We start from the raw sequence: 13,317 nt of genomic DNA, 5'->3' as shown, positions 1-13,317 counted from the left end.
GCACGGGGCGGGGCACGACAGCCCCGACAGGGACGGTCCCCACCGTTACAGCGGGCGACTGTAGGCCCGTCTCCCCTGGTCGGACGGTGCTCGGGAGCGGAACCCTCGGGCCTCATGACCATCCTCACCCTCCGTTTCACCGCCACCCCCCGCGGCGCCCGCCTCGCCCGCCGGCTCGCCGCCCAGCAGATGGACGCCTGGGGCTGGCCGTACGGCGGCACGGCGAACGACACCGTCGAGCTGATCGTCGCCGAGCTGACCGCGAACGCCGTCACCCACGGCCGGGTCCCCGGCCGGGACGCCGAGCTGCGGCTGCGCCGGCGGGACGGCGAGGGCGTGGTCCGTATCGAAGTGAGCGACACCCGCGGCGAGCGGGTGCCCGTGGTGCGGGACGCCGGGAGCGAAGAGGACGGCGGGCGGGGGCTCGTCCTGGTCGCAGCACTCGCCAAGGAATGGGGCACGGCACCACGCCCCGGCTCCCCCGGCAAGACCGTGTGGGCTGTCGTGCCCACCGGTGTCCCAGCAACACCGGCAGCCGGAGCCTTCCGTGGGCAGGGCGACGGCAGCCGGAGCCTTCCGTGGGCAGGGCGACGGCAGCCGACATGCCGCAGCCGATGAACTCACCGCTCTGAGTCAGGACATGGGTCTGATCTGACCGAGAGCGGCAGGACGCCGGGCTGCGGCTCAGCCGAGGGATACCGGGAACGTGGACGTCAGTAGTGGTACCGGGCCTTGATGATCACGACTTCCTTCTCGGTGGCCCGGTAGACGAGCCGGTGCTCGTCATCGATCCGGCGGGACCAGTAGCCGGACAGGTCACCCGTCAACAGTTCCGGTCTGCCAGTACCGCTGAAGGGATTCACGGCACCGGTGCGGCCCTGCCAGGGGACATATGCTGCTGAGGACGCTGATCCGGCCGGGCGAGAGCCGGCTGCACCGCCTGGGAGGACGGATGCTCACACGGCTCGAGGTCGACGGCTTCAAGAACCTTCTGGGACTCACGGTCGAGCTGGGTCCGTTCACCTGTATCGCGGGCGAGAACGGTACGGGCAAGTCCAACGTCTTCGACGCGATCCAGTTCCTGAGCCTGCTCGCCGACCGCTCGCTGATGGAGGCGGCGCAGGAGGTCAGGGGCACTCAAGGCGAGCGACACGGCGACGCACGCGACCTGTTCTGGAACGGCTACGACGAGGGCACGCACCGGATGCGGTTCGCGGCGGAGATGCTGGTGCCGCCGCAACCGGTCGAGGACGATTTTGGACGGCCGGCCGTACCGACGACGTCCTTCCTGCGCTACGAGCTGGAACTCGGCTATCACCCCCCCAGCGGAGCTGAGAAGATCGGCAGGCTGTCGCTGCTGCACGAAAGCCTGCGGCACATCAAGCAGGGGGATGCGCGGGCTCGGCTCCGCTTCCCCCACTCCAAGGCGCGGTTCCGCGACGCGGTCGTCACCGGACGGCGTTCCGGCGTCTCCTACATCTCCACCACGGTGGAGGGAACCGAGTCCGTGATCCGCATTCACCAGGACGGGGGAAGCCGTGGCCAGCCGCGGCCCGCGGCGGCATCGCGAGCCCGTGCCACGGTGGTGTCGACGGTCAACACCAGTGACGATCCCACCATCCTGGCCGTACGCCGGGAGATGCAGTCCTGGCGGCGGCTCGCCCTCGAACCGTCGGCGCTGCGCAGCTCCGACAACTACACGGGCTCCCGGTCGATGGGCCCCGACGGTCTGCACCTGCCCGGCACCCTGTTCCGCATCGCGCTGCACACCTCACCGGACGACCCCGCCCAGGTCTACTCACGCGTGGCCGGCCGACTGTCCGACCTGTCGGGCCTCCAGGTGCGCACGCTCGACGTCCAAGAGGACGACGTACGGGAACTGCTCACCATCAGGCTGCACGAGATCAGCGGCATGGTGCTGCCCGCCCGAAGCCTCTCTGAGGGAACGCTGCGGTTCCTGGCCCTGTGTGTGCTGCTGGAAGACCCCGAAATCCGGGGCTTGGTGTGCATGGAGGAACCGGAGAACGGCATCCATCCGGCCAACCTCTCGGCGATGGTGGATCTCGTGCGGGATCTCGCCGTCGATCCGCAGGAGACTCCGGGAGACGACAACCCGTTCCGTCAGGTCCTCATCAACACGCACTCCCCTGGGCTCGTGCAGCTCGTGGACTCCCAGGATCTGCTGTTCGCCGACACGGCCGCCTTCCGCACGGAGACGGGACAGGTGACCCGACGGCTGAGACTGCGTCCGCTGGCCGGAACCTGGCGGGCGGCAGGCGAGACGGGTGACTACGTCACCAAGCTCGACATCCTGCCGTACCTCGAGTCACCACCGGACGCCCAGCTCACCCTCGACCTGGACGGGCGAGCCACATGACCGTACGCGTCCTGTTCCTGAGCGAGGGCACCAGCGACCAGGGCCTCGTGGCCCACGTGGAGGGGATCGCGGCGGATCTGGGGGTTGCGGTGACCGTCAGCGCACCGGACCTACGGTGGCTGCGGTCCTCGGTGGGACACTCCGTCGCGGACAAACTGCGAACGGCGAGGGATCTCGGGGCCACCTACGATCTCGCGGTGGTCCAGCGGGATGCGGACCGCGGATCACCGGACATCCGCAACGCAGAGATCGCGGATGCCGTCGGCGAGACCTGGCCGGGTCTCCCGCACGTTCCCGTCGTACCGGTGCGCATGCTCGAAGCGTGGCTGCTCCTCGACGAGCAGGCCATCCGGGAAGTGGCCGGCAACCCACGAGGACGCATGCCCCTGGAGCTGCCGAAAGCAGCCGCCGTGGAACGCGTCGCCGACCCGAAGCAACGCCTCAAGGACACCCTCGCGAAGGCCAGCGGCTGCAAGGGCCGACGCCTAGCGGAGCTGCAGCAGCGCTTCCCACGAAACCGGCACAGACTGCTCGACCTGCTCGACCGCCACGGGCCAGTGGGCCAGGTTCCCTCGTGGCAGACGTTCGTGGCGGATCTTTCCGCCGCGCTGCGCGGCCTCTGACCCCGGTCGCCCTCGTCCCACCGCACGCGGTCATGAAGAGCGGGGCGCGGTCGATGACCGGCCGATGACTCCCGGGTCCGCAGAGCCACCCGAGCTGGCAGGATAAGGAGGAGTTGTAAGGGGCACGGGTTTCACCGGGGAGCGGGAGCAGCCGATGGCCAGGGGTGGCGACACCGTCGTACTGAGGGACGTCCTCGACATCAAGGAGGACGTCTACGCCGGCGACTTCAAGGTCGAGCTGTCCCAGGGGTTCACCGGTGACTCGGCGGGGCGGGTCGAGGAGTACGTCGTCACGCCGCAGCTGAGGGAGCAGTTCGACAAGGCGCTGAAGCTGGTGCGCGGCGCCGTGCGGAAGAACGCCTCGTACGCCGCCTATCTGCACGGTTCCTTCGGCGCCGGCAAGAGCCACTTCCTGACCGTGCTGCACGCCGTGCTCAACGGAGACGCCTCGGTACGGGCCAAGCCGCGGCTGAGGGAGGTCATCGCCGAGCACGACGAGTGGCTGCGCGGCAAGAAGTTCCTGATGGTGCCGTACCACCTGGTCGGCGCGGCGAACCTGGACGAGGCGCTGCTCGGCGGGTACGTGCGGGCCGTGCGCGAGCAGCACCCCAACGCGCCCACCCCGACCGTGTTCCGCTCCGACGCGATGCTCGCGGACGCCCGGCGGATGCGGGAGCAGCTCGGCGACGACGCGTTCGTCCGGCTGCTGCCCGCCGACGGCGGTGCCACCGCGGGCGGTGACGACGATGACGAGCTTCAGGTGATCGGCGCCGGCGGGGCCTGGACCTCCGGTGAGCTGGACGACGCCTTCACCGCCCCGGCCGGGGACTCGCGCCGTGAGCGGCTGGTGTCCGCGCTGCTCACCGGGCCGATGCGGTCGTACGCCGAGAGCGCTCGCGGCGACGCCGCCAAGTACGTGCCGCTGGAGAACGGGCTGTCCGCGATCAGCCGGCACGCGCGTGCGCTGAACTACGACGGTGTCGTGCTGTTCCTCGACGAGCTGGTGCTGTGGCTCCAGGCGCACATGCGGGACCGGACCTTCGTCAACAGCGAGATCCAGAAGCTGGTGAAGCTGATCGAGTCCGGGGACGCCGACCGGCCGGTGCCCATCGTGTCGTTCATCTCCCGTCAGCGCGACCTGTCCCAGCTCGTCGGTTCCGACGTGCTCGGCGCCGACGTCAAGGCCATGGAACAGGCGCTCGAATACCTGAACGAGCGGTTCGACACGGTCGACCTCGAGGACCGCAACCTGCCGGAGATCATCAAGGAGCGGGTGCTGAAGCCGCTGCCCGGCAAGGACGTGGTGCTGGAGAGCGCCTTCGGCGGGGTCGACCGGTCCAACCAGCAGGTCAAGGACATCCTGCTGGACGGCGGCGGCGCCACCCACGCCGACTGGACCGACTTCCGCGCCGTCTACCCCCTCTCGCCCGCGCTGCTCAACGTGCTCGTCGCCCTCTCCGGCGCCCTCCAGCGCGAGCGCACCGGTCTGAAGCTGGTGCAGCAGCTGCTGCAGAAGAACGCGGGCGCCGCCGTCGGGCAGCTCATCCCGCTCGGTGACCTGTGGGACGTCCTCGTCGACGGCTCCGGAGCCGCCTTCACCGACAAGCTGAAGCGCGAGTCCGAGGCGGCCGTGAAGTTCTACGGCAAGGCGCGCACCCATCTGCTGGAGAAGTACGGCTCCGACACGCACGCCGACTTCCGGGCCGACGACCGGTTCGTGAAGACCCTGCTGCTGGGCGCACTCGCCCCGGACGTGCCCGCGCTGCGCCGGCTGACCGGGGCCCGGCTCGCCGCCCTCAACCACGGCTCGGTGCGCTCCCGTACCGTGCCGGCCGGTGACGTCGTCGTACGGCGCATGCGGGACCTCCAGGCCGCGTTCCCGTCCGAGGTGCGCTCCGACGGCGAGACCGACCCGGTGTTCTCGCTGCACCTGTCCGAGCTGGACATCGAACCGCTGCTCGACGCCGTCGCCGAGGAGGACAAGGCGGGCGTGCGCCGGGTGTGGCTGCGCGACCGGATCTGGGAGGCCGCCGGCGTCCGGGACGGGCAGTTCGTCGCCGAGAAGGAGATCGTCTGGCGGGGCACCCGGCGCCTCGCCGAGTTCGTCTTCGGCAACGTACGGGACCGGGCCGACCTGCCCGACGAGCAGTTCACCCCGGCGACCGCGGGCAACGTGCGGTTCGTCGTCGACTACCCCTTCGACGACGGCGACCACTACCCCAGCGACGACTTCCACCGCGTGGAGCAGCTGAGGAAGGACGGGGTGACCGCGCCGACCCTGGTGTGGCTCACCGACTTCTTCTCCGACCAGCGCCGCGCCCAGCTCGGCCGGCTGATGCGGATCAACTTCCTGCTGGAACGGGACCGGCTCACCGACTACACCGGCAACTTCCCGCCCGACGACCGGGCCAAGGTCCGGCGCCAGCTGGAGGTGGCCCGCGACACCCTCACCGACCAGCTCACCGGCGCCCTCGCCGAGGTGTACGGGCTGGCCCGGCCGACCGACGCCAACCCCGGCCCCGAGGTGCCCGACGGCCGCCACGTGCTCTCGCTCCAGCCGGAGTTCGCCCAGCCGCGCGAGGAGGGCGGCAAGGGCTTCGAAGCGAATGTGCAGCATCTGGCCGACGGCATGTTCTCCGCGCTGTACCCGAAGCACCCCGACTTCGGACTCGACGGGAAGGGACAGCGCAAGGCGGTGAGCCCGGCCGAGCTGCGGACAGCCCTGGAGTGGATCACCCGGGCCATGGACGAGGGGGGGCGCGCTCAGAACGTCGACAGCCACCACCTGAAGACCGTCAAGCGGATCGTGGAGCCGCTGGAGCTGGGCACGGTGCACGACGGCCCGCTGGTCATGCGGCAGGACTGGCGCACCCGGATCAACCAGGCCGCCTCCGCGCACAAGCAGCGCGGTGACCTCGCCGTCGAGGACATCCGCGGCTGGATCACCAGGGACCTCGGCTACGGCGGCCTCGACAAGCTCACCGGGAACCTGCTCATCTCCGCGTACGCCCTGCTCGACGACCGGGCCTGGGTGTACCAGGGCGGCCCGGAGCGGGAGGCGCCCGCGCTGCACGAGATCGGGCCCGGCTGGTCGCTGCGCTCGCAGCCGCTGCCCAGCGAGGACGAGTACGCGGCGGCCCGGGAGCGGGCGGCCCGGCTGTTCGGCGTCTCCGCCAAGCCGAACATGTATGCCCGGAACGTCAACCGGCTCGCCGAGGACATCCGCGCCAAGGCGGACGCCTGGGAGCGGGACGTCGCCGGGGTGCGGGCCTCGCTGGACCGGCACGCGGCACTGCTCGGCCTCGACGCCCCCGGCGAGCCCGCCGCCCGGGTGGCGATCCTGCGGGAGGCCGCCGGGCTGCTCGCCCGGCTGACCCGGCACGGCAGCGACGCCACCGCCCTGGTGCGCGAGCTGGCCTCCGCGTCCTGCACGGCCACCGAGCGGGACTTGAGCACGACCATGGGCAGCGCCGGTGAGGTGCTGCGGGCGCTGGACGACGCCGCCTGGCCGGCGCTGACCAACGTGCGCGGGCTCACCGGCCGGGAGGACGGCGTCGGCGACCGGGCCCGGCGGCTCTTCGGCGAGATCGCCCTCGCCGCCCGGGCCTCGGAGTTCGAGCGGTCGCTGGTGCCGGTGCTCGGTCACGCCGGTGAGAAGGCCAACTCCATCATCAACGCCGCGCTCCAGGTGGAGACCGTGTTCGCGCCGCGCCAGGAGCCGGCACCGGGGGCGCGGGACGTGCGGGTGAGCGAGCCGGAGGTCGCCACGCACCATCCGCGGCCGGGAGCCGGCGGTGCCGTACCGGCCGGGTCGGACGGGTCCCACGGGGCGGACGGGGCCGTCGTACCGGCGGCACGGCCGGCGGGCGCGCCCCGGGCGTCGTCCGGGCGGCGGCTCATCGCGGCCGGTGGGGCCACCCCGCTGGAACAGCGGCTGGCCGACGGGCTGGCGGGCGTCCGCGACGACATCCGCGCCTTCCTGGCCGCGCATCCGGACGCCTCGGTGGAGATCAGCTGGAAGCCGGTCGCACCCGCGGACGAGTCCGCGGGCGAGTCCTCCGCCGGGGACGCCGAAGGGGCCCGCTGATGGCGGCCCGGCCCGCCGCCGGACGGCGAGCCATCGAGGTACTGCTGGAGACGGAGCTGCCCCGGGCCGAGGGGCGGCGGCTGGTGCTGGTCGACGCCGTGTGGGCGGGCGGCGACGAGGAGCGGGAGTTCACCGTGCGGGTGGACGGCGCCGCCCGGCGCGTGCACGTCACCGACCAGGACTCGCCGCTCGGCATCGCCGACGCCTGGCGGCGCCACACCACCGAGACCGACCCCGGCGGGGACAGCGTCCTCGTCGTCACCGGCAGGGTCCCCGCCGACCAGCTCGGCTGGGACCTGCGCGGACACGCCGTGCGGCGCAGGCCGCTGGCCGTCGAGCAGGCCGACATCGTCAAGCAGCTGTTCGGGGCCGGTGACCTGGACACCCGCATGGTGCGCGAGACCTGGCTGCTCGACGCGCTACTGGAGGCCGAACCGCCCGGCGGCTGGCCCAGGGCCGGGTCCGTCCTCACCCGCGACCGGGCGCTGCGCGCCCTGCTCGCCGCCCGCGTCGGCCTCGGCGACATGCGCGCCGACTCCCTCGACCTGGATGCCGACACCCTCTTCGACTGGAGCCGCACCCTGGCCGGTCCCCGGCTGTTCGCCGAGCTGCCCGACCAGCAGCGGGCCGGACTGGCGGAGTGGCTGGAGGAGGTGACCGGGCCGGCCGCGCCCACCCTGCTCGCGCTGGCCGCCGACGGGCGGGGCGCCGACGCGCTGCCGCTCGGCGCGCTCGCCTCGGCCGTCCTCGCCTGCCCGTCGGCCGCCGACGCCGGGTTCGCGCTCGGCACGCTGTTCGGCCGGGCGCTCGGCTCGTTCGACGTACTCGGCCCGTACGCGGCCGCGGCCACCGGCGTGCTCACCCGGTGGATCGCACAGGCCGAGGCGGGCGGAGGAGCGGGCGCGGACGCCCGGAGCCGGGTGCTGGCCGTGCTGGAGCGTGCCGACCAGCTCGCCGAGACCGCCCGGCTGACCGGCCTGCTGGCCGGGGACCGGCTGCTGCCCTCCGGCTACCGGACGCGACTGCGGTCCCTCGCCGCCGCGCTCGACGGACGGCCCGGCCCGGCACAGGCCGCGCTGCGCGACCTCGCCGACCACCAGCTCGCCGTCCTGCACACCGACTCCACCGAGCGCGCCCGGACCGCCGTACGCCTGCTGCGCTGGCTCGACACCCCGCAGCCCGCCCCGGGCTCGGTCGGCAGGAGCGTGCGCCACCACATGGAGTCCACCGGCTGGGTGGACCTGGCGACCGGGATACTCGCCGAAGGCGACGCCTCGCGGGACAGCGAGGTCGGTGAGGCGTACCACCGGCTGATCGCCCGGGTACGCGACCGGCGCCGGCAACTCGACGAGCAGTTCGCCGCCGTCCTCGCCACCTGGACCGAGGCGGCCTCCCAGCAGGCGCCGAACGGGGCGCTGCTGATCGAGGACGTGCTGGCGGAGGCAGCGGCGCCGCTCGCCCGGGACGGCGGACGGCCGCTCATCCTCGTCCTGGACGGGATGAGTGCCGACGTGGCCGTCGAACTCGCCGCCGGGTTCGACCGGCGGAACTGGACCGAGATCGTCCCCGCCGCGGAGTCGGGCCGGCTCGCCGCCGTCGCCATGCTGCCCACCCTGACGAAGATCAGCCGGACCTCGCTGCTCTGCGGAGCACCCGCCGAAGGCGGCCAGGACGTGGAGCGGGCCGGTTTCACGGCCTTCTGGAAGAAGCGCCGCCGGGAGGCGGTTCTCTTCCACAAGGGCGGCTACGAGGGAACGGCCGGGCACCGGCTCGCGCCCGAACTCCTCGGCGCGCTCGCCGACGACAGGACGCTCGTCGGGGTGATCCTCAACACCATCGACGACGCCCTCGCCGACGGACGCGAGAGCGGGCGCGCCCGCTGGCGCACAGGGGACATCGCCAAGCTGGCCGATCTGCTGGGCGCCGCCCTCGGCGCCGGCCGCCCGGTCCTGCTCGTCTCCGACCACGGGCACGTCCTGGACCGGGGCCCGCGCGAGGCGGGTCCCGCGGTCGCCGAGGGCGTACAGGGAGCCCGCTGGCGTACCGGACCCGCCCAGCCCGGCGAGGTGGAACTCGCCGGGCCGCGTGTCCGGGCCAATGGCGGGCGCGTCACCGCCGCCTGGCGCGACGACCTGCGCTACACCGCCCGCCAGGCCGGCTACCACGGTGGCGCCTCACTCGCCGAGGTCACCGTGCCCGTGCTGGCGTTCGTGCCGTCCGACAGCGAGATCCCGGCCGGCTGGGCGGCACTGCCCGCCGAGAACACCGCCCCCGAGTGGTGGCGGGGCGCCGCCGAACCGGCACAGCCGCAGGAGACCGTGCCCGCCCCGCCCCGCGGCAAGGGCGGCCGCAAACAGCCGACGCAGTCCGAAGGGCTGTTCCCGCAGCTGCCGCAGCCGGGCCACGTCACGCCGGGCGAACAGACCGTGCGCAGCAAGCCGTACGAGACGCAGCGCGAGTTCGTGCGCAACGCGCCGGCCGGACCGGCCGTGGCCGCCGCGCTCGACGCGCTGCTCGAAGCGGGCGGCAAGCTGTCCCCGGCGGCCGTCGCGGCCGCCGCCCAGGCCGCAACCGGCAAGTCCGAACGCAACCCGCAGCGGTTCGTCACCATGCTCGAACGACTCCTGAACATCGACGGCTACCCCGTGCTCCAGCTGGTGGAGTCCGGGCGCACCGTCCACCTCGACAAGGAGCTGCTGCGGCAGCAGTTCCTGGAAGGCACGCCCTCGTGAACACCGCAGACGGCCCCCGGGCAGCCGGCATCAGCCCCGCCCGCGCCCGGGACGTGGTCGACGCGCTGCGCCGCGGCACCGTGCCGCAGCAGGGGCTCGGGCTGTTCGCCGTCGGCCTGGACCGGTTCGCGGACGCCCTCGACGACGACCTCGCCACCGTCGCCCGCGGCGGCTCCGCCTTCCACGCGCTGCGCGGTGAGTACGGCTCCGGCAAGACGTTCTTCGCCCGCTGGCTCGCCGAGCGGGCCAAACGGCGGGGCCTGGCCGTCAGCGAGGTGCAGATCTCCGAGACGGAGACTCCGCTGCACCGGCTGGAGACCGTGTACCGGCGGCTCACGGAACGGCTGGCGACGGCCACCCATGCGCCGTCCGCCCTGCGCGCCGTGGTCGACTCCTGGTTCTACGCGCTGGAGGAGGAGGTTCTCGACGCCGGGGACGCCGACCAGGACGACGAGGCCGGACTCGCCCGCGCCGTCGACGAGCTGCTGGAGCGGCGGCTCACGGACGTCGCCCGCACGACCCCCGCCTTCTCGGCCGCGCTGCGCGGCTACCGCGAGGCCGTGGCGGCCGGTGACGGAGCCCGCGCCGAGGCACTGATCGCCTGGCTCGGCGGCCAGAAGTCCGTCGCCGCCTCCGCCAAACGGGCCGCCGGGGTACGCGGCGACCTGGACCACTTCGCCGCGCTCGGGTTCCTCCAGGGGCTGCTGACCGTGCTGCGGGACTGCGGTCACCCCGGGCTGCTCCTCGTCCTCGACGAGGTCGAGACCCTCCAGCGGGTGCGCGGCGACGTCAGGGAGAAGTCCCTCAACGCCCTGCGGCAACTGCTCGACGAGATCGACGCCGGACGGTTCCCGGGGCTGTTCCTCGTCATCACCGGTACCCCCGCCTTCTACGACGGACAGCAGGGCGTGCAGCGCCTGGCACCGCTCGCCCAGCGGCTGGCCACGGACTTCACGACCGACCCACGGTTCGACTCGCCCCGGGCCGTCCAACTGCGGCTGCCCGGCTTCGATCTGGCCTCCCTCGGTGAACTGGGGCGCAAGGTGCGCGGCGTGTACGAGGCCACCGCCCGCAATCCCGAGCGCATCGCGACCCGCGCCGACGACGGCTACCTGGACGAGCTGGCGCGTGCCGTCACCGGATCGCTCGGCGGCAAGGCCGGTATCGCGCCCCGGCTGTACCTGCGGAAGCTGGTCGCCGACGTACTCGACCGGATCGACACCTTCGACGACTTCGATCCCCGCGTCCACTACACGCTCACGGTGAAAGCCTCGGAACTCGACGAGGTGGAGCGCAACGCGGCCGCGAGCGCCGGTGACGTGGAGCTGGAGCTGCCGTGAGCGCCGACGCGCTGGACCTGCTCGACCCGATCCTCACCCACCACATCGTCAACTCGCTGGGCTGGCGCTCCCTTCGGCCGCTACAGGAAGAGGCGATCGGGCCGCTGCTGTCCGGGCAGGACGCCGTACTGCTGGCGCCGACCGCCGGCGGCAAGACGGAGGCCGCCGCCTTCCCTCTGCTCACCCGCGCACAGCGGCACGGGTGGAAGGGCACCGGCATCCTCTACGTCACCCCGCTCAAGGCACTCCTCAACAATCTGCACCCCCGGCTGGAGACGTACGCCGGCTGGGTGGGGCGGACGGCCGAGCTGTGGCACGGCGACATCGCCTCCAGCCGGCGCCGGCGCATCCTTTCCCAGCGCCCGGACCTGCTGCTGACCACCCCCGAGTCGCTGGAGGCGATGCTGGTCAGCGCGAACGTGGACCACCGGGCGTTCTTCTCCGGTGTGCACAGCGTGGTCGTCGACGAGGTGCACGCCTTCGCCGGTGACGACCGTGGCTGGCATCTGCTGGCCGTGCTGGAACGGCTACAGAAGATCGTCGAACGGCCGGTGCAACGGGTCGGCCTGTCCGCCACCGTCGGCAATCCGCACGAGCTGCTGGACTGGCTCCAGGGATCGGGCAAGGGACGCCGACCGGGGCAGGTCATCGCTCCCGGGGTGGCATTCCCCGACACCAAGGGCATGCCGTCCCCGGCGTCCGCCGGTGCGCCCCCGGGTGACATCGAGCTGGACTTCGTCGGCTCGGTCGCCAACGCGGCCACCGTCATCGCCGCCCTGCACCGGGGCGAGAAGCGCCTGGTGTTCTGCGAGACCCGGCGTACCGTCGAGGAGCTGGGCGAGCAGCTCCGGCTGCGCGGTGTCACCACCTTCCTCTCGCACGCCTCGCTCTCCACCGACGAGCGACGGCGCGCTGAGGAGGCGTTCGCCGAGGCCCGGGACTGCGTGATCGTGTCCACCAGCACGCTGGAGCTCGGCATCGACGTCGGCGACCTGGACCGGGTGATCCAGTTGGAGGCACCGGCCACGGTGGCCTCGTTCCTGCAACGGCTGGGCCGCACCGGGCGCCGCCCCGGCACCACCCGCAACTGCCTGTTCCTCGCCCTGACCGACGCCGGTTTCCTGTCCGCGGCGGCCCTGCTGCTGGCCTGGTCGCGCGGCTGGGTCGAGCCGGTGACCGCACCCCCCGAGCCACGGCACCTCATCGCGCAGCAAGTCCTCGCGCTGTGCCTCCAGGAGCACCGGGTCGGGGAGAACCTGTGGCAGGAGTGGTGGGGCGGGTTCGGGCCGTTCGGAGCGGGCGCCGAGCCCGTCGTACGGCACCTCGTCGAGCAGGGATACCTGGAGCGCGACGGCGGCACGCTGTTCATCGGTCCCGAGGCCGAACGCCGCTTCGGGCACCGGCACTTCATGAATCTGACGGCGTCGTTCACCGCCCCGCCGGAGTTCACCGTCCTCAGCGGACGGACAGAGATCGGCCGCACGGACCCGGACCTGCTCACCGAGGAGGTCGAGGGGCCCCGCAAGCTGCTCCTGGCGGGCCGCAGCTGGCTGGTGACGTATATCGACTGGCGGCGCAGGCGCTGCTTCGTGGAGCCCGTGGACGAGGGCGGGCGGGCCAAGTGGAGCGGCTTCGGCCCGGACCGGATCCGCTCCTTCGCGCTGGCCCGGGCCGCCCGCGAGGTGCTGCTCGGTACCGATCCCCCGGTGCTGCTCACCCGCCGGGGCGAGGCGAGACTGGCCGAGGCCCGGGAGACCCACCTGGACGTGGTGCACCCCGCGGGGACCGTCATCACCCGCCGCGGTGACGACGACGTGCGCTGGTGGACGTGGGCCGGTCACCGGGCGAACGCCACGCTGGCCGCGTCACTGCCGTCCGTCGTCCTGCGCCACCGCTTCGTCGACGACCGCTTCATCCGCCTGCGCGACGACGTGACGCGCGAATCCTGGCGCACGGCGGTCGCTGACGCCGGACCGGGACTGACCCTGCCCGAGGTGGACATCCGCGCGGTCCGCGGCCTGAAGTTCGCGGAGGCCCTGCCCGAACGGCTCGCGCAGGCCACCCTCGCGGCCCGGCTGGCGGACGAGGAGGGGGCGCGGACGGCACTGGCGGAGCCGGTGCGGTTCGTCAGCTTCCCGTGACGGACGCCGGGCGCCAC

General features: G+C 72.8%; 7 protein-coding genes and 1 pseudogene. 7 read left to right on the top strand and 1 reads right to left on the bottom strand.

All coding sequences use genetic code 11. The features are described from left to right. Positions 1–114: 114 nt before the first annotated feature. On the top strand, positions 115–618 hold the full coding sequence (locus ACWC5O_RS32180) for an ATP-binding protein (RefSeq protein WP_450590548.1): 504 nt from the start codon (positions 115–117) through the stop codon (positions 616–618). Between the two features lie 95 nt (positions 619–713). On the opposite strand, the pseudogene ACWC5O_RS32175 reads toward ACWC5O_RS32180, so the two are convergent. Then, positions 714–866: pseudogene (locus tag ACWC5O_RS32175) on the bottom strand (Txe/YoeB family addiction module toxin); the annotation flags it as partial. 86 nt (positions 867–952) lie between these two features. Between ACWC5O_RS32175 and ACWC5O_RS32170 the strand changes: the two are divergent. The 6 genes from ACWC5O_RS32170 (at position 953) to ACWC5O_RS32145 (ending at position 13,300) form a co-directional block, all read left to right on the top strand. Further along, positions 953–2,377 (top strand): AAA family ATPase, encoded by a 1,425-nt coding sequence (locus tag ACWC5O_RS32170; protein WP_450590549.1) that lies wholly within the window; start codon positions 953–955, stop codon positions 2,375–2,377. After that, on the top strand, positions 2,374–3,000 hold the full coding sequence (locus tag ACWC5O_RS32165) for a hypothetical protein (RefSeq protein WP_450590550.1): 627 nt from the start codon (positions 2,374–2,376) through the stop codon (positions 2,998–3,000). Before ACWC5O_RS32170 ends, ACWC5O_RS32165 begins: the two co-directional genes overlap by 4 nt. A gap of 154 nt (positions 3,001–3,154) precedes the next feature. Beyond that, on the top strand, positions 3,155–7,087 hold the full coding sequence (locus ACWC5O_RS32160; protein ID WP_450590551.1) for a hypothetical protein: 3,933 nt from the start codon (positions 3,155–3,157) through the stop codon (positions 7,085–7,087). Beyond that, entirely contained in the window at positions 7,087–9,819 is a 2,733-nt protein-coding gene (pglZ, locus tag ACWC5O_RS32155; RefSeq protein WP_450590552.1) for a BREX-2 system phosphatase PglZ, read from the top strand. The genes ACWC5O_RS32160 and pglZ overlap by 1 nt, the downstream gene beginning before the upstream one ends. After that, entirely contained in the window at positions 9,816–11,159 is a 1,344-nt protein-coding gene (gene brxD, locus ACWC5O_RS32150; RefSeq protein ID WP_450590553.1) for a BREX system ATP-binding protein BrxD, read from the top strand. Before pglZ ends, brxD begins: the two co-directional genes overlap by 4 nt. After that, on the top strand, positions 11,156–13,300 hold the full coding sequence (locus ACWC5O_RS32145; RefSeq protein ID WP_450590554.1) for a DEAD/DEAH box helicase: 2,145 nt from the start codon (positions 11,156–11,158) through the stop codon (positions 13,298–13,300). Before brxD ends, ACWC5O_RS32145 begins: the two co-directional genes overlap by 4 nt. The last annotated feature ends 17 nt before the right edge of the window (positions 13,301–13,317 follow it).

The organism is Streptomyces sp. NPDC001450 (assembly GCF_053597295.1).
This window is presented reverse-complemented; position numbering and strand designations above follow the sequence as displayed.

Coding starts and splice junctions, on each gene's coding strand:
- pglZ (WP_450590552.1), top strand. CDS start 7,087: ATGGCGGCCCGGCCCGCCGCCGGACGGCGAGCCATCGAGGTACTGCTG.
- ACWC5O_RS32160 (WP_450590551.1), top strand. CDS start 3,155: ATGGCCAGGGGTGGCGACACCGTCGTACTGAGGGACGTCCTCGACATC.
- ACWC5O_RS32165 (WP_450590550.1), top strand. CDS start 2,374: ATGACCGTACGCGTCCTGTTCCTGAGCGAGGGCACCAGCGACCAGGGC.
- ACWC5O_RS32180 (WP_450590548.1), top strand. CDS start 115: ATGACCATCCTCACCCTCCGTTTCACCGCCACCCCCCGCGGCGCCCGC.
- ACWC5O_RS32170 (WP_450590549.1), top strand. CDS start 953: ATGCTCACACGGCTCGAGGTCGACGGCTTCAAGAACCTTCTGGGACTC.